This is a genomic window from Haliscomenobacter sp., assembly GCF_965225875.1.
GTDB lineage: Bacteria > Bacteroidota > Bacteroidia > Chitinophagales > Saprospiraceae > Haliscomenobacter.
In genome coordinates this window covers 381367-398118 of the sequence record NZ_CBDDBS010000002.1, presented here as the reverse complement: position 1 = coordinate 398118, position 16752 = coordinate 381367, and the positions used below count along the sequence as shown (strand labels likewise).

The 16752-nt window shown below is 46.9% G+C and carries 15 protein-coding genes; 14 read left to right on the top strand and 1 reads right to left on the bottom strand.

All coding sequences use genetic code 11. The features are described 5' to 3' along the window. The first annotated feature begins 137 nt into the window (after positions 1–137). The 14 genes from ACO08K_RS04590 to ACO08K_RS04525 all read left to right on the top strand — a co-directional run bounded on the left by ACO08K_RS04590 (position 138) and on the right by ACO08K_RS04525 (position 16154). Entirely contained in the window at positions 138–3407 is a 3270-nt protein-coding gene (locus ACO08K_RS04590; protein ID WP_421795222.1) for a TAT-variant-translocated molybdopterin oxidoreductase, read from the top strand. A 122-nt stretch (positions 3408–3529) separates the two neighbouring features. Further along, the gene (gene nrfD, locus ACO08K_RS04585) at positions 3530–4960 is read left to right on the top strand and encodes an NrfD/PsrC family molybdoenzyme membrane anchor subunit (RefSeq protein ID WP_421795221.1); all 1431 of its coding nucleotides are present in this window, start codon (positions 3530–3532) and stop codon (positions 4958–4960) included. 32 nt (positions 4961–4992) lie between these two features. Beyond that, positions 4993–5526 carry a DUF3341 domain-containing protein gene (locus tag ACO08K_RS04580; RefSeq protein WP_421795220.1) on the top strand — a complete coding sequence of 178 codons (534 nt, stop codon included), beginning with the start codon at positions 4993–4995 and terminating at the stop codon, positions 5524–5526. A 46-nt stretch (positions 5527–5572) separates the two neighbouring features. Beyond that, on the top strand, positions 5573–6457 hold the full coding sequence (locus tag ACO08K_RS04575; RefSeq protein WP_421795219.1) for a c-type cytochrome: 885 nt from the start codon (positions 5573–5575) through the stop codon (positions 6455–6457). 44 nt (positions 6458–6501) lie between these two features. After that, positions 6502–7830 (top strand): hypothetical protein, encoded by a 1329-nt coding sequence (locus tag ACO08K_RS04570; protein WP_421795218.1) that lies wholly within the window; start codon positions 6502–6504, stop codon positions 7828–7830. A gap of 97 nt (positions 7831–7927) precedes the next feature. Continuing rightward, a complete protein-coding gene (locus ACO08K_RS04565) occupies positions 7928–9415 on the top strand; it encodes an OmpA family protein (RefSeq protein ID WP_421795217.1) in 1488 nt (495 codons plus the stop codon). Between the two features lie 98 nt (positions 9416–9513). Further along, positions 9514–11370, top strand: a complete 1857-nt coding sequence (locus ACO08K_RS04560; protein ID WP_421795216.1) for a cytochrome c oxidase subunit I — start codon at positions 9514–9516, stop codon at positions 11368–11370. A gap of 163 nt (positions 11371–11533) precedes the next feature. After that, positions 11534–12379: a heme o synthase gene (gene cyoE, locus ACO08K_RS04555; RefSeq protein WP_421795215.1), complete on the top strand. Its 846-nt coding sequence runs from the start codon at positions 11534–11536 to the stop codon at positions 12377–12379. A gap of 11 nt (positions 12380–12390) precedes the next feature. Beyond that, positions 12391–12969, top strand: a complete 579-nt coding sequence (locus ACO08K_RS04550) for a cytochrome c oxidase subunit 3 (RefSeq protein ID WP_421795214.1) — start codon at positions 12391–12393, stop codon at positions 12967–12969. A 79-nt stretch (positions 12970–13048) separates the two neighbouring features. After that, positions 13049–14008 carry a cytochrome c oxidase subunit 3 gene (locus tag ACO08K_RS04545; protein WP_421795213.1) on the top strand — a complete coding sequence of 320 codons (960 nt, stop codon included), beginning with the start codon at positions 13049–13051 and terminating at the stop codon, positions 14006–14008. A 34-nt stretch (positions 14009–14042) separates the two neighbouring features. Continuing rightward, complete coding sequence (locus tag ACO08K_RS04540; protein ID WP_421795212.1) at positions 14043–14468, top strand: cytochrome C oxidase subunit IV family protein; 426 nt, start codon at positions 14043–14045, stop codon at positions 14466–14468. A 207-nt stretch (positions 14469–14675) separates the two neighbouring features. Then, on the top strand, positions 14676–15278 hold the full coding sequence (locus ACO08K_RS04535) for a hypothetical protein (protein ID WP_421795211.1): 603 nt from the start codon (positions 14676–14678) through the stop codon (positions 15276–15278). Position 15279: 1 nt separating this feature from the next. After that, complete coding sequence (locus tag ACO08K_RS04530) at positions 15280–15855, top strand: DUF420 domain-containing protein (protein WP_421795210.1); 576 nt, start codon at positions 15280–15282, stop codon at positions 15853–15855. Between the two features lie 29 nt (positions 15856–15884). Further along, positions 15885–16154: a hypothetical protein gene (locus tag ACO08K_RS04525; protein WP_421795209.1), complete on the top strand. Its 270-nt coding sequence runs from the start codon at positions 15885–15887 to the stop codon at positions 16152–16154. A gap of 153 nt (positions 16155–16307) precedes the next feature. Here the strand turns inward: ACO08K_RS04525 and ACO08K_RS04520 are convergent, their stop codons facing one another. Continuing rightward, the gene (locus ACO08K_RS04520) at positions 16308–16715 is read right to left on the bottom strand and encodes a DUF423 domain-containing protein (protein WP_421795208.1); all 408 of its coding nucleotides are present in this window, start codon (positions 16713–16715) and stop codon (positions 16308–16310) included. Between the last annotated feature and the right edge of the window lie 37 nt (positions 16716–16752).

Below are 16752 nucleotides of genomic sequence, written 5' to 3'. Positions count from 1 at the left end.
CTAAAGTCATGGGTTGGAACCCACCCCACGGATTTATCCGTGGGAGGGCATGTTCCGCCTCAGCCCACGGATTTATTCGTGGGTTCGATATCGCCCGCCCAGCGGGTCTTTGGATAACCAGACGCATCTCAACTCAGATGAAAAACCAAAATAAAGAAATCTGGATCGGTACAGATCAAATTGCCAACGATCCGATTTACAACGAGATTACCAATCAGGAGTTTTACGAGCGGCCATTATCTGAGCAATTGGCTGACGAAAAAACAATGGACCTGAATGCCAATCGCCGCGACTTCCTCAAGTACCTCGGTTTTGGCCTCGGCGCAGCAACCATTGCTGCCAGCTGTGATATTCCAATCAAAAAAGCAATCCCTTACGTCGTCAAACCTGACGAAATTGTACCAGGGGTAGCTACTTATTATGCCTCTTCTTTTGTAAACGGAGGTGACTATTGCGCTATTTTGGTGAAGACCCGTGAAGGTCGCCCCATCAAAGTAGAAGGCAATAGCCTTTCCAGTGTTACGAAGGGTGGTACCAGCGCACGGGCCCAGGCCAGTGTGTTGAGCTTGTACGACTCTAACCGTTTCGATGGTCCTTACCGTGTAAAAGGAGGTAAGGTAGATCGGGCGGACGCCAGATTTGGCAAAGGCCCATCACTGTCGGAAATCGATCGCGAAATTGCAGCCAAGCTCAACAGTGGTAGCCGTATTCGCATCGTGGCGCCTACCATCCTGAGCCCAATGACCAAGCAGGCGATTGCCGATTTCCAGGCAGCCTACGCCAATACTGAGGTCGTCATCTACGACCCATCTTCCAGCTCTGCTTTGTTGCAAGCCAACGAGCAGTGTTTTGGTCAGGCGCTAGTTCCTGCTTACAGCTTCGATAAAGCTGAAGTTATTGTTGGTTTTGAGTGTGACTTTTTGGGCAGCTGGGTTTCTCCAGTTGAATTTGCTACCCAGTACATCCAAAACCGCAAAATCACCGATGTAAACCAAACCAAGATGTCGCGCCACTACCAAGTGGAAGCGCACTTGAGTTTGACTGGCTCCAACGCCGATAACCGGATTTTGGTAAAACCATCTCACCAGGGAGCTGCCGTTGTTGCATTGCACAACGAAGTGGCTGCGTTGACTGGCGGAACCAAAGTTTCTGGACCATCTCTACCTGCTGAAACGGCAGCAAAGTTCAAAGCTGTTGCAAAGGATTTGGTTGCTTCCAAAGGCAAAGCCCTGGTTGTTTCCGGTTCCAACAACACTGGCGAACAAATCCTGGTGAACTCCATCAACGCAATGTTGGACTCCTATGGCAACACCATCACTTTTGCCAATGCTTCAAATCAGCGCCAAGGACAGGACAAAAATGTTCAAAAACTGGTTAGAGACATGGCTGCTGGCCAGGTGGACGCAGTTTTCTTCTTCGATGGAGTTAACCCTGCTTATGACCTGCCTAACAGCGATAAGTTCCGCGATGCCATTGCTAAAGTGAAGCTGAAAGTTTCCTTTTCTATTGCACCCAACGAAACCGTGCTGCTTTGTGATTATGTAGTGCCTACCAATCACTACCTCGAAAGTTGGGGTGATGCTGAGCCAAAGCAAGGCCACTACAGCCTGATCCAACCCACGATCGCTCCTTTGTTCAAAACCCGTCAGGTTGAAGAAACTTTGTTGACTTGGGCGAAAAGCGACAAGTTGAACAAAGATTCCGAGCAGCCAATGTACGATTACCTGGTAGCTTTCTGGGAAGCCAACATCTTTACTAAGCAAAGCCGTTTCGCCACTTTCCAAAGCTTCTGGGACAGCACTTTGCACGATGGTATCTTTGAGGTGCCTTCTGCTGTGGTTCCTGAGTTTGGTTTCGGTGGTGATGTAGCTGCGGCAGCGGCTAAAGTGCGCAAACCTGCGGCAGATGGACTGGAATTGGCTTTCTTCGAAACAGTAAACCTGGGTGATGGTAAATACGCCAACAACCCTTGGTTGCAAGAAATGCCTGATCCAGTTGCTCGTACAGTATGGGGCAACAACCTGGCTGTTCCACTCAAGTACGAAGGTGGCATTCGCTTCAAAGCCCTGAATGACCTCAACCAACGTGAAATGTATGGCTCAGCTGACTATGTGGAAGTTGAAGCCAAAGGACAAAAAGTAACCACAACTGCTGTTCGCCAGTTCGGTCAGATGTGGGATACGGTTGGTTTGGCCATCGGTTATGGTCGCGAATGTACTGGCTATCAGGGCCGCGCTATTGGTGACAAAGTGGGTGTCAATGTTTATCCAATGATGAGCATCGACGCTGATGGCAACACCCAATACTACGCAGTAAGCGCTAAAGTATCTGAATCAGTCGGAAAAGACAAAGACTTTGCTTGTGTGCAATACCACCACGGTATGGGTATGACCGGCAAAGATAAAGATGGCAAACAGATCAAAGCCAGCGATGGCAAAGACCTGAACCTGGACGAACACACCTCTATGACTCTTGGTGCTGGTTACCAGGGCGGTATTGTGGATCGTTCGATCATCTATAAAGGCAACATCAAAGAATTGCCGGAACTAGCTGAGAAAATCAAGGAAAAACGTACCGAGGCTCAACACCTCAACGATCAAACCCTCTATCCATTTGACAAATACGTAGCGGATCGCTATAGCCAGTCACAATGGTGGGCAATGCACGTTGATCTGAGTGCCTGTATCGGTTGTGGCGCCTGCCAGGTAGCTTGTGTGGCGGAAAACAACGTACCCGTTGTAGGTAAGTTTGAAGTATCCCGCCACCACGAAATGAGCTGGTTGCGCATCGACCGTTACTTCTTTGGCGATTACGAAACGCCAAACGTGGTTTACCAACCGATGATGTGCCAGCATTGTGATAACGCTCCATGCGAAAACGTTTGTCCAGTAAACGCCACCAACCACAGTTCTGAAGGTTTGAACCAAATGTCGTACAACCGTTGTATCGGTACGCGTTACTGCGCCAACAACTGTCCGTACAAAGTACGTCGCTTCAACTGGCTGGATTACACCACTGCCGATATTTTCCCAATCAACGAGAACCACATCAACGGTGAAGAACTGCCTTACACTGCTGATAACCTGATGCGGATGGTTTTGAACCCAGACGTAACGGTACGCTCTCGTGGGGTAATTGAAAAATGTAGTTTCTGCGTACAACGCATCCAGGAAGGTAAACTGACTGCCAAGCGTGAAGGCCGCAAACTGAAGGAAAATGATGTTAAAACTGCTTGTCAAACGGCTTGTCCTACTGGTGCCATCGTATTCGGTGACCGCAACGACAAAACTGCCGAAGTGAGCAAGCGGATGCAGCATCCGTTGAACTACCTCGCCCTCGAGGAAATCAACGTACAATCTTCGGTAAACTACCAGGCAAAGGTTGTCAACCGCAACGAAGCAGTATAAAGGTTGAGAAGTTGAGAAGTTGAGGAGTTTAGTACGCTCAACCTCTCAACTCCTCAACTTCTCAACTTCTCAACTTTTACAAAAAGACACACGATTCATCGTGGAATTATAACAACACCATCATGAGTGGACACATTTCTCCAATACGGGAACCCCTGATTACAGGTGCAAAAACGTACCACCAAATCACGGAGGACATCTGTGGGCCTACTGAACGTACGCCTTCCGTTGCCTGGATGATTGCCTTCATTCTTGCCGTAACGGGTCTCGCAGTTTATGTATTTTGTGTAACCTGGACCATCTGGGTCGGTATCGGTTCCTGGAACCTGAACCGGACGATCAACTGGGGTTGGGACATTACTAACTTCGTTTGGTGGGTCGGTATCGGTCACGCGGGTACTTTGATTTCTGCCATCTTGTTGCTGTTCCGTCAGAAATGGCGGACAGGGGTAAACCGCGCAGCAGAAGCGATGACCATCTTCGCGGTAATTTGCGCCGGTCAGTTCCCGCTCATTCACATGGGCCGTCTTTGGCTGGGTTTTTTCATTTTCCCTTACCCCAACACTCGCGGACCACTTTGGGTCAACTTCAACTCTCCGCTGCTTTGGGACGTATTTGCGATCTCTACCTATTTCACGGTTTCTTTGCTGTTCTGGTACACCGGTTTGGTGCCTGACTTTGCAACTGTACGCGACCGTGCTTCTGGTTTCCGTCGCAAAATGTACAACTTCCTGGCTTTCGGCTGGACGGGTTCTGCCAAACACTGGCAGCGTTGGGAAAGTTTGTCACTGATCCTGGCGGGTTTGTCCACTCCGCTGGTACTTTCAGTACACACCATCGTATCCTTTGACTTTGCTACTTCGGTAATTCCTGGTTGGCATACCACGATCTTCCCTCCATACTTCGTAGCGGGTGCGATCTTCTCTGGTTTTGCGATGGTGCAAACGCTGATGATCATTACCCGGAAAGTATTGCATTTGCAAGACTACATCACGCTGGAGCACATCGATAGTATGAACAAGGTAATCCTCGCGACTGGAAACATTGTTGGGGTGGCTTACCTTACAGAATTGTTCATCTCCTGGTATTCTGGGTACATTTATGAGCAATTCGCTTTTTACAACCGCTTGATGGGCCCCTATTTCTGGTCTTACATCGGGATGATGGCTTGTAACGTAATTTCTCCACAGATTTTCTGGAGTAAAAAATTGCGGAAAAACATCACTGTGACCTTTGCGATGTCCATCTTCATCAACATCGGGATGTGGTTCGAGCGCTTCGTGATTATTGCCTCTACCTTGGCGCGTGACTATTTACCTTCTTCCTGGAGCTACTATTCAGCTACCTGGGTAGAGGTTGGTCTCTTCATTGGTACTTTAGGCTTGTTCTCTACCTGTTTCATGATTTTCACCCGCGTTGCACCGGTTGTAGCCATCGCTGAAGTCAAGAGTATTTTGAAAAATGCTGGTGACCAGTATGTAGGGATGAAAAACGCACTGAAGCATGGCCACAAGCATGAATCAGTGGAAGCAAACGGCGGCGACGCGCACTAATCTAAATTTCGAGACAGCAAAAACGAAGTGCAATGACAAGATCTCCAAATAAAGATGTACTCTTCGGTCTGTATGATGACGAGACCAAGATTCTCAGTGCAGTCAGCCAAGCTCGTGCTGCACACCTGGACATTTACGATGTGTTCACTCCATTCCCAGTTCACGGAATGGAAGACGCAATGGGTTTTACCGAAAGCCGCATTCACCAGGCTGGTTTTGTATATGGTTTGATTGGAACCCTGACTGCATTCCTGGGTATGACCTGGGTGTTTACCAGCGATTGGCCCATCATTTTTGGTGGTAAACCATACTGGTCAGTTCCTGCGTTCATTCCGGTCACTTTTGAGTTGACGGTACTTTTCGCCAGTATTGGTATGGTGGTTACTTTTTATACCGTCTGCGGTATGGGCCCTGGCATCCTCAACCCTACACTGCACGACCGCATTACCGACGATAAATTCTGTCTGGCCTTTGATGTAACCGATGTATCAGATGATGAAAAAGCCAAGTTCAAGGCCTTTTTGGAAACATCCGGTGCTGAAGAAATTGATCAAAAGCACATTTAAACCCGGACAGCCGGTCAATGTTTGAACCAAGGAAAATCGAGCAATGATGAAAAACTTAAAATATATTCTTTATTCGGTAGCCGCAGTCAGCCTGCTCTACTCCTGCACACCAGCAGGAGGCAATTATGCTGGCAAGGAATACATGCCGGATATGGCACACTCAGTAGGATTTGAATCACAGTCGTATGCCAACTATTCCCGCAACAACTGGGATAGCGCAAGTGTGATCAACCGCAAATTTTTGTCTCGCCCATTGAATCCTGCTGCAGGGACTATTCCTCGGGGTTATGCGGGCTTTAGTTTTGCCAGCCCAGAGGCTTATGACTCCATCATGAACATCCTCAGAGGGGGCAATCAACTCAATGCCATTGCGGTACCTGTAAACGGGAAAGTTCCTTACCACTACGGTAATACCGAAGAAGAAAGGATTCGCGCCAGCAAGGATATTGTAGGTAATCCCTTCCCGATTTCAGAAGCGGGTTTGGCAAAAGGCAAAGAACTCTACGATATTTATTGTGGCATTTGCCACGGTGAAAAAGGCGATGGTGCTGGTTATTTGGTGCGCGACGCCAACCCTGCCAAGGGCGACTTAGGCGGTGTATACCCAGCTGCTCCAGCCAATTTTATGTTGGACACATTTTACATTTCTACCAATGGACGTTTTTACCATGCAATCATGTACGGCAAAAACGTGATGGGTGGTTATGCTGAAAAATTGAGCTTTGAGGAAAGATGGCAAGTGATTCACTACATCCGCTCTTTGCAGGCAACTGCTAAAGGTTTGGCTTACAGCGCTAGCGCGAATACGCTGAACCCCAGCTTTGCTGTTCCTGCGGCACAAGTGAAAAAACTGGCTACGGCTCCTCCTCCTCCCCCTCCTGCTCCAGCTGGTGGTGAAGGTAGTGGTACCAAATCCAAGAGCGGTAAGTAATTTGATTAACCTTCTTTTGAAGAAAAATAAATAACCGACGAGCAATGAACCAATTCACCTTCGAAGCCAAGCAAAAGACTTTCCTGCTCGGGTTTATGATACTCGGTGTGTTGTGTCTGGTGTTGTCCTACTTTGTGGACTCCGAACCCATGCACGTACGCTTCTGGTCTAACTATCTCCACAATACAGTGTTCTTCACTGGTATTGCAGGTATTTCCATGTTCATTCTAGCTGCATTTACCACTGGTTGGGCCGGTTGGTATACTGGGATGAAACGGGTTTGGGAAGCTTTTTCCCTGTTTTTGTTGCCAGCTTTCTTGCTTTTCATCCCTATTATTATCGGGATGTGGGGGCACTGGCATCACCTCTATCACTGGGCGGATCACCATGCTGTTGAGGCCGATCCAATCCTTAAAGGTAAATCTGGATTTCTAAATCCTGTCTGGTATACTCTCGGTACAGCGATTATTGTACTAGGCTGGTATTACTTCGCCTTCAAAAACCGCCAATTGTCGGTTGCTGAAGACACAGATGGTCAAGGTATTGGCGATAATTTCTGGCACCACCGCAAGATCCGCATTTATGCAGCGATCTTCCTGCCTGTATTTGGCTTCACTAGTGCAGCAATGATTTGGCAGTGGGTGATGTCGGTAGATGCACACTGGTATTCAACTTTGTTTGCCTGGTACAGTGGCGCTAGCTGGTTCATTTCGGCCATGGCGGTTACCATTCTGATGCTGATGTATTTGAAAGGCAAGGGGTATTATGAAAATGTTTCAGCCAACCACTTGCACGATATTGGCAAGTTTTTGTTTGCCATCAGCATTTTCTGGACCTACATGTGGTTCTCTCAGTACATGCTGATTTGGTATGCCAACGTTGGGGAAGAAACCATTTACTTCCGCCACCGTTTGGACAACTATCGTCCTTTGTTCTTTGCCAACCTGATCATCAACTTTGTACTGCCATTCTTTATTTTGCTGCGCAACGACAACAAACGCAAATATGGTCCAATGGCCATTGCGGCTATCCTGACCTTGTTTGGTCACTGGCTGGATTTCTTCCTGATGATCAAGCCTGGTACCCGTTTAACTGCAATCGAAGCAGCAGCAGAACATGCTGGTGGACATGGAGCCGAGGCTGCCGAAGCTGGTCATAAATTCCTGAGTTTTGCCGCTGGTTTTACCATGCCAGGTTTATTGGAACTGGGTATTTTCCTCGGCTTTTTGGCTGGTTTTGTTTACTTTGTATTCAAACAACTGGAAAAAGCTGCGCTGGTGCCTGCGAACGACCCATACCTGGATGAAACCATGCACCACTCAGTTTGGCCTTATCCAGAAGATGGGCATGGAGCCCATGATGCACATCACTAATTTAGACAAAGTCTAAACAAGTGAAAAGCGTCGCAATGGTGGAACACATCATTGAATCTTTGGTTGTAAATTTGAATTCGATAAAATTTAGAGAATAATGACTGCTTTGCTCGTATTCTTAAGTCTCATCCTGATCGTTGTGATTGCCATTCAAATTGGCAAGGTAACCGAATTGGCTGCCAAAATTCGGGGCGAGGAAGAAATGCAGGAGATTGTCAATGGTAGGCAAGGGCTCTACATGTTCATTTTTATGATCGCTTTTTTGTTGCTTACGGCCTATACCGGCTCAGCATACAAAAACTATTACCTGGGTTTTGGTCCGATGCAGGCAGCATCTGCTCACGGTGGCAAGATTGACGCCATGTTTAGCATAACCCTGGTGATTTGTGGGATTGTATTTGTGATTACTCATATCCTGCTGTTTTATTATGCTTGGAAATACTCAGGCAAGCGGAATGGAAAATCCAAGTTCATTGCCCACGACAACAAGTTGGAAATGATCTGGACCGCCATCCCAGCTGTAGTGATGGCATTCTTGGTAATCCGTGGTTTGGATGCCTGGAATGAAATTATGGCCGACATCCAACCGGGTGAAGACTATATGGAAATCGAAGCAACTGGTTTCCAATTTGGTTGGGCCTTGCGCTATCCTGGTCCAGATGGAGTTTTGGGGCCTAAAAACTACAAACTCATCACAGGTGCAAACCCATTGGGCCAGGATTGGACCGATGAGCGGAACGTAGACGATTTCCATGCCGATGAATTGGTGCTTCCTAAAGGCAAAAAGATTCGGGTACGGATTACTTCTAAAGACGTTTTGCACAACTTTTACCTGCCTCATTTCCGGGTAAAAATGGACGCGATTCCAGGTATTCCTACCTACTTCGTGTTTGAGCCGCAAAAAACCAATGAGGAATTCCGCGAGCAATTGCGCAATTACCCTGAATACCAGGTACCATCCGATCCGAAAGATCCAAACTCCAAACCAAAATGGGAGGTGTTTGACTACGAATTGGCTTGTGCCGAGTTGTGTGGCAATAGCCACTTTGCGATGCGCAAGACTGTAAAAATTGTGGAGCCAGAAGCATATGAAATGTGGGCTGCTCAGCAAAAGTCTTACTACCTGAGCAATATTCGCTTTAAGGACGAAGACCCAAATAAAGACAAACTGTTCTCTTCTGAAATTGAAGCTCGGAAAGAAGAGTTTGCCGAAGCTTTGGATACTGCTTTGATTACTGGTAAAAAAACTGTACAATTCAGTTATGTAACCTTTGCAACTGGTTCAGACAAACTGACTGGTGTATCTCGTTACGAACTGGACAACCTGGCGGCAGCCATGAAGGAAAAGCCAGGCTTGAAAGTACAATTGGCTGGCCATACAGACGATACTGGTGAAGATGCTCAAAACCTGACCTTGTCGCAAAAACGTGCCGATGCGGTGCTGAAATACCTGCAAAGCAAAGGTGTAGCAGTTGCTCGCCTAAGCGCTAAAGGTTATGGTGAATCTCAACCAGTAGCTGCTAACGACAGTGACGAAAATCGCGCGAAGAACCGCCGTACGGAGTTCCGTATTGTGGCGCAATAATATAAATGTTGAATTGAACCATATGGGTTCAATTGAGTTGTTATGGAATGGCTCAATTTAGAATTTAGCATTGTAAACGTATTTAAAACATTCAGCAGATGGCTCACGTAGCAAACCATCCAATGACGCAAGAAGAAGAGCTGATTGAAAAACTGGGTTACGATGATCATTTCCACGATCATCACGAAGGTGACCGATATCAGTCCAACTTCATCAATACTTATGTGTTTAGCATGGACCACAAAATCATTGCCAAACAATTCCTCATTACGGGGATGATTTGGGCTTTGATTGGTGCAGGCATGTCTTTGATTTTCCGTCTGCAATTGGGCTTTCCTGAAGAAAGTATGGCCTGGTTGAAACCCCTTCTGGGCAAATGGATCATCATCAACGCGGAGACCGGAATGGGTACTCTTTCGCAAGATTTTTATTATGCGTTGGTGACCATGCACGGAACCATCCTGGTGTTTTTTGTACTGACCGCTGGTTTGAGTGGTACTTTCAGTAACCTGCTCATTCCTTTACAGCTGGGTGCACGAGACATGGCATCGCCCTTCTTGAACATGCTTTCATACTGGTTCTTCTTCATGTCCGGTATGATCATGCTCTTCTCCCTGTTTGTGAGTACAGGACCATTCTCTGGAGGATGGACCGCTTATCCACCTTTGAGTGCATTGCCACAAGCCTCCTCCGGCTCGGGTGCAGGTATGACCCTGTGGTTGTTGAGCTTGGTCTTCTTTGTAGTTTCTGTACTACTTGGGGGGATCAACTACATCACCACCGTATTGAACCTACGTACCAAAGGTATGACCATGTGGCGGATGCCATTGACCATTTGGGCCTTCTTCGTGACGGCAATTATCGGTCTTTTGTCTTTCCCTGTATTGGTTTCTGGTTTCTTGCTGCTGATGTTCGACCGCGGTATGGGCACGAGCTTTTACCTTAGCGAAATTTTTGTCGGTGGTCAGGCTCTGGATCACGTAGGTGGTAGCCCAATTTTGTACCAGCACTTGTTCTGGTTCCTGGGCCACCCTGAAGTATACATCATCATTTTGCCAGCGATGGGTTTGGTATCAGAAGTACTTTCCGTACATTCTCGCAAACCAATCTTTGGTTACAAGGCGATGGTTTACTCGATTTTGGCGATTGCATTCCTATCCTTCATCGTGTGGGCACACCACATGTTTATGTCGGGGGTTAACCCATTTATCTCCAACTTCTTTGTGGTGTTCACCCTGATCATTGCTGTTCCTTCGGCGGTGAAGGTGTTCAACTGGATTTCAACCTTGTATGGTGGTAATATCCGCTTCACAGCGGCAAGTATGTTTGCGATTGGTTTCGTATCGATGTTCATCTCTGGTGGTTTGACAGGTATCTTCCTGGGTAACTCTGCCATTGACATCCAACAGCACGATACCTATTTCGTGGTTGCGCACTTCCACATTGTAATGGGGGTTGCTGCATTCTTCGGGATGTTTGCAGGAATCTACAACTGGTTCCCCAAGATGTACGGTCGTTTTATGAATGAAACACTGGGTAAAATTCACTTCTGGGGTACCATGATTGGTGCTTATGCCATCTTCTGGCCGATGCACTACATTGGTATGGCTGGGGTGCCACGTCGCTACTATCGTTTCGACACCTTTGCTTCATTCTCACACTTCGATGACCTGAACAAGTTTATTACGATCGCAGCCATCGCTACTTTTGCTTTCCAGGTTTTGTTCGTGGTTAACTTCTTCTACAGCATCTGGAAGGGTAAAAAGATGACTACTCAAAACCCATGGGGTGCTTCTACCCTGGAGTGGACTACGGCGATTAACCCTGGGCACGGTAACTGGGCAGGTAAGATCCCTACGGTACACCGCTGGCCTTATGACTACGGCAAAGATGGTAAGGAGTTCATCTCCCAGATCACGCCGATGGAAGAAGGAGAAACAGCTGGTGATCATTGATGAGGTTGTGTTGAACAACAGCCAAGGCTGTTTGAGGTAAGAAAAGATCATTTTCAATAGGAGAGGAGGGTTAAATTGATTTAGCCCTCCTCCCCAATACTTCTCGATTAAAGTGGAGGTAAAAACAGCAGTACTAAAACCTTTGGCGTCTTTTTGGCAAAAGGTGGAAGACTTCAAATTACTGGTAAAATTGCGATTGACCCTCACCGTGGTTTTTTCTTCGGTGATGGCGTACCTGATTGCGGTACCTGGCCCTGTTTCAGGGTTGAGTATTGTGATACTTGCAGTAGGTGGTTTTTTGGTTACAGCAGCTGCGAATACACTCAATCAGGTGCTGGAAAAGGACTTTGACCGCTTGATGAAACGTACGGCCAATCGCCCCCTGGTAACTGGCCGGATGAAAGTTGCTGATGCGGTGCTTTGGGCTGGATTAATGAGTATGGTTGGCATCACTGCCCTTGCTTTATTCAATCCCTGGACGGCCTTTTTTGGTACCTTGGCACTGGTTTCTTATGCTTTCTTGTACACCCCGTTGAAAAGAATTTCCCCCATTGCTGTGGTAGTGGGAGCAGTTCCGGGAGCTTTACCAACCTTAATTGGTGCTGCTGCTGCGGAAGGATATATCTCTGCGCTGGGATTGACTTTGTTTACTATACAGTTCTTCTGGCAGTTTCCCCATTTTTGGTCGATTGCCTGGTTAGGACGGGAAGATTACGAAAAGGCAGGTTACAAATTGTTGCCTGGCCCTGAAGGACAGAAAGAGCAATACACCGCTTTGCAATCCTTTTTGTACGCTCTGGTGCTTATTCCGGTAGGTTTCCTACCCATGAGCCTGGGAGTCGCCGGATGGATTTCGACTACTTGTATTGTGGTATCGAGCGTCCTTTTTGCCTATTTAGGCTGGCGTTTGTACCAGAATAATGATCGCAAATCGGCATTGCACTTAATGTTCTTCTCATTTGTGTACATTCCGCTTGTTTTGCTTGTGTTATTACTGGATCAACTTTAATCTGGAAAACCATGGAAGGAAGCTTCCCTAATGCTTACGGTCGGAATAAAATACATCCTCAGACTTTCGCCTTGCTTGTTGCGTGTGCGAGTATTATGATGATGTTTGCAGCCTGGACAAGTGCCTTTATGGTGCGCCAAGCTGCCGGGAATTGGCTGGAGTTTAGCCTGCCCCAGGTGTTTACCTTAAGCACTGTTTTGATTCTGCTGAGTAGTTTTGCTTTGCACGTTTCATACCGTGCTTTTCTGAAAGGCAATGAAAAAGTATACCAATATGGTTTGGTAGCAAGTCTGGTGCTGGGTTTTTCTTTTTTGTATACCCAATATCAAGGCTGGTTGGCTCTCTCCGCAATAGGCGTAGAATTGACCACCAACCCTTCTGGATCTTTTGTGTATGTGTTTTCGTATGTGCATGCAGCGCACGTAGTTGGAGGCTTGGCCATTCTGCTTTTAGCAGCTCTGCATGCATTTTCCCTGGGCTTAAAAGTAACGCCCAAGCGAAAACATCGCTTTGAATTGAGCATGATCTACTGGCATTTTGTAGATTTGCTCTGGGTTTACATCTTTTTCTTTTTAATGACGCAAATGTAAGCCACCCCAAGGCATTTACCTTGGGAGGCCATAATACAACAACAACCCATGACTTTAGTCGTGGAAAAAAAGCTATCTAATGGCGACTACAGATACCGCACTTGAACACCACGTTCATGAACACGATCACGAAGGCGATGCCTGGGGTGGGGGAGCAGCTCCGTTCAAGGCCAGCTATGGCAAACTGATGATGTGGTACTTCCTTTTATCGGATGCCTTTACCTTTGCCGGCTTTTTGATTACTTATGGTGCGCTGCGTTTCAGCAGCCCTACCTGGCCTGTACCAGACTTTGTGTTTGCTACAGACCCCTTCGGCATTTCCGCTACTCTGGGTAAGGCGCCATTGATCTTCGTAACCTTTATGTCCTTTTTGCTGATCATCAGCTCGGTAACGATGGTTCGTGCCGTACAGGAAGGCCACCGGGAAAACAAAAACGGGGTATTGATCTGGATGATTCTGACCATTTTTGGTGGGTTGGGCTTCTTGGGCTGCCAGGCTTGGGAGTGGACCAACTTGATTGGGGGTGAAAACATGTCTTTGACCCGCAATACTTTTGGCACTCATACAGCCGATGGTTACTATCTCGATCATGAAGGCAAAAAAAGTGCAGAAACCTTCCGTGAGGGAGAAAGTTACCTGATTCACCGCCACGTGGCTGGTGCACATGGCGAAGGCCATGGAGCTGGACATGGTGCTGCTCATGAATACAAACCAGGCGATCAGGCTGGTTATATGATGGACGACCAAGGTTTCATCCACCGCAAATACGTTTATGCTGATGGACCACTGAAAGGTCAAACTCAAACCGAACAATTTGGTCCCCGAGCTTTCGGTGCACTATTCTTCTTCATCACGGGGTTCCACGGTTTTCACGTATTTTCGGGAGTGGTATTCTTGTTGATCATTGCGCTTAACGTGGCCAGTGGAGTGTACGCGGCGCGGAAGAATGGCTACGAAATGGTCGAAAAAATTGGGTTGTACTGGCACTTTGTAGACTTGGTTTGGGTCTTCGTGTTCCTGGTATTTTACCTCCTTTAACATCCAATGGTTGAACCTATTTAATGCTCTATAGATGTCACACGTATCTTACGAACAAAGTAAAAAAAACGTAGTCAAAGGTTTGATCCTTCTGGCGGTAGTCACCCTGATTGAGGTAATTATTTCTCTCTTTGGGAAAGGCCACATTTTCAAGGGGGTTCATGGCAATGTCATTGTACTGGCCATCTGCGGCTTGTTGATCACCGCATTTTCCTTGTACAAGGCCTATTTCATTGTGTATGAATTCATGCACATGAAGTACGAAGTAAAGGGCTTGGCCATGAGTGTATTGTTGCCAACCTTGTTGTTGGTCTGGGCCATTATTGCCTTCTTTCAGGAAGGAAATGCTTGGAAAAACCGCCGCGAAGATGTTCAGAAACGCAACGCGCAACCAATTACTCCGGCACAGGAAGGCAGTTTGTTGTCGCCTGATACCTATCAAATAGACTGGAAGGGTTAATCCTTTTCGAAATAGATTCAAAAGGCGGGCTACAACCCGCCTTTTGTGTTTAAGTGATTTTCTGCCTAATGTTAAGGACTTTTTCTTTTGATCAAAGTATGACCGAATGCTTGAAAACATTTACTCCTTTGGGATGTTTTGCTAGCATCATTTGTGGGGCAAAATGAACACTTACTCTTCATCGCCCCTAAAAGAAAATCGAACGGAATGAAAAAATGGCTACAAACCACGGCACTTTTTTTGATGTTGTTGGTAATGCCTGCGCTGAGTTGGTACTACCTCAAAAAAGGAGAGCGCTACCAGGTCGAAATGCGTGCCGAACTAAAAGACTACGGCAAAGTGCCGAAATTTTCCCTGCCAAAACTGTTGGACAGCGATAGCTTGTCGAGCACAGATTTACAGAACAATGTGATCATTGCGAAAGAACTGGACGCTCGTGAACTGGAGCAGGACAAGGATTTGCTTTTTGCCCTGGGGAGTCTGCATACCCAGTTCGACGATCGTTGGGACGTGCTTTTTTTGCTGCATACCACAGTGCAAGATTCGGGTAAAATAGGTGCCTTTTTGCGCAAAAACAAACTGGCTGATCCCGAACAAATTTTGATTACCAGCAGTTCACCGGAACTGATTCAATCCTATTCCTTCCCCAAAGCAGGCATGGTGGCAATCATTGACACGGTAGGTACCATTCGCCGCTACTACAATTACCGCGATGGCAATGAACTACGCCGCCTGACCGAGCATGTTACCGTACTCATGCATCGCGACAAAAATAACGACCCTTATTTGAACCGCGAAAAAGAAAAATAGGATGGAAGCTAATCTGCAATTGGAAAAGAAGTTGAACGTAGCCGCCTGGATCATCACGGTGGCAGTGTTGGGACTGGTAGGGATGATGCGCAGGGTGAAAATCACTATGCCTGAAGGAGTAGATTTGGGCTTTTTGCCACCATTCCACGCGACTTTGAACGCCTTAACGGCGGTAGTTTTGTTGGTCGCCTTTTATTACATCAAGCAGAAAAAAGTGCAGCAGCACCGCAATGCCATTTATGTGGCGATTGTGCTTTCGGTGCTTTTTTTATTGTCGTATGTGGCTTACCACTTTACAACGCCCGAAACCTTGTTTGGAGATAGCAATCACGATGGAGTTGTAAGCGAAGTGGAAAAGGCTGCTGTGAGTGGGATTCGCCCATTTTATCTGGTGTTGCTCCTCAGCCACATCGCACTTGCAGCGGGCATTTTCCCTTTCATTTTGTTTACTTTTATTAGGGCTTACACCAACCAGATTGAGCGCCATCGTAAAATGGCGCGTTGGGTTTTCCCTTTGTGGCTTTATGTGGCCATTACCGGACCAATCTGTTATTTTATGTTGAGTCCTTATTATTAATTGCTTAATTTTGAACAAAAATTGACGCTATGCGCTCGATGAAATATTTCAAGATTGGATTGATCCTCGCAGCTTTGTTCCTGTTTGCTGCACCTGCTGTGGATGCGCAATGCCCCATGTGCCGTATGGCTGTGGAAAGCAATCTAAAAGCTGGTGGCAAAGCTGGGAAAGGCCTCAATGCGGGGATTCTCTACATGTTGGCTACCCCTTATGTTTTGGTAGGTAGCTTGGCTTTTGTATGGTGGCGTAACCGCCGCAAAAATCAAGATCTGCTGGAGAAAGAAGAGAAAGGGGAATAAGCAGCCAGCAAAGAATGATTAGCTGTCAGCAATCTGCAAGAATTATATTGTTTTGCAGGACGGCACTAATCTGAATCCTACTCCCCGAAAGTTCCAAACTTTCGGGGAGTTCAAGGCAACGATGAAATGATAGACATTTGGGTCAACTGATTTTTAATCAATTTTCCCTACGCGGTCATAATGAAAAAAACTCGAATAAAACAAGGCCCCCCAACCCAACAAATAACACAAGCCTCCCAGAGGGGTAATTGGCCCTAACCACCCAACTGAAATATGGTGCAAGTCTCTTGTACTCAACGCATATAAGGAGCCAGAAAACAGCAGCACGCCAGCCGTAAAGGCCCAACCTGCAAAACGCAGTGCACCCTTGCGGCCAAAATGGCTCAAAACTGCAACTACCAAAATGGCGATTGCGTGGTAAAATTGATACCTTACCGCCGTTTCAAAAGTCTCAAAATGTTTTGGACTCAGGTGCGGCCGCAGGCCATGAGCGGCAAAAGCCCCTAAGGCTACCGCAAAAAAGCCAATCAGGCTACCAATGCGTAAAAATAAATTCCTCATAGATCGTGGCTTAAGTCTAGTCGAGTGGCAAAGATAC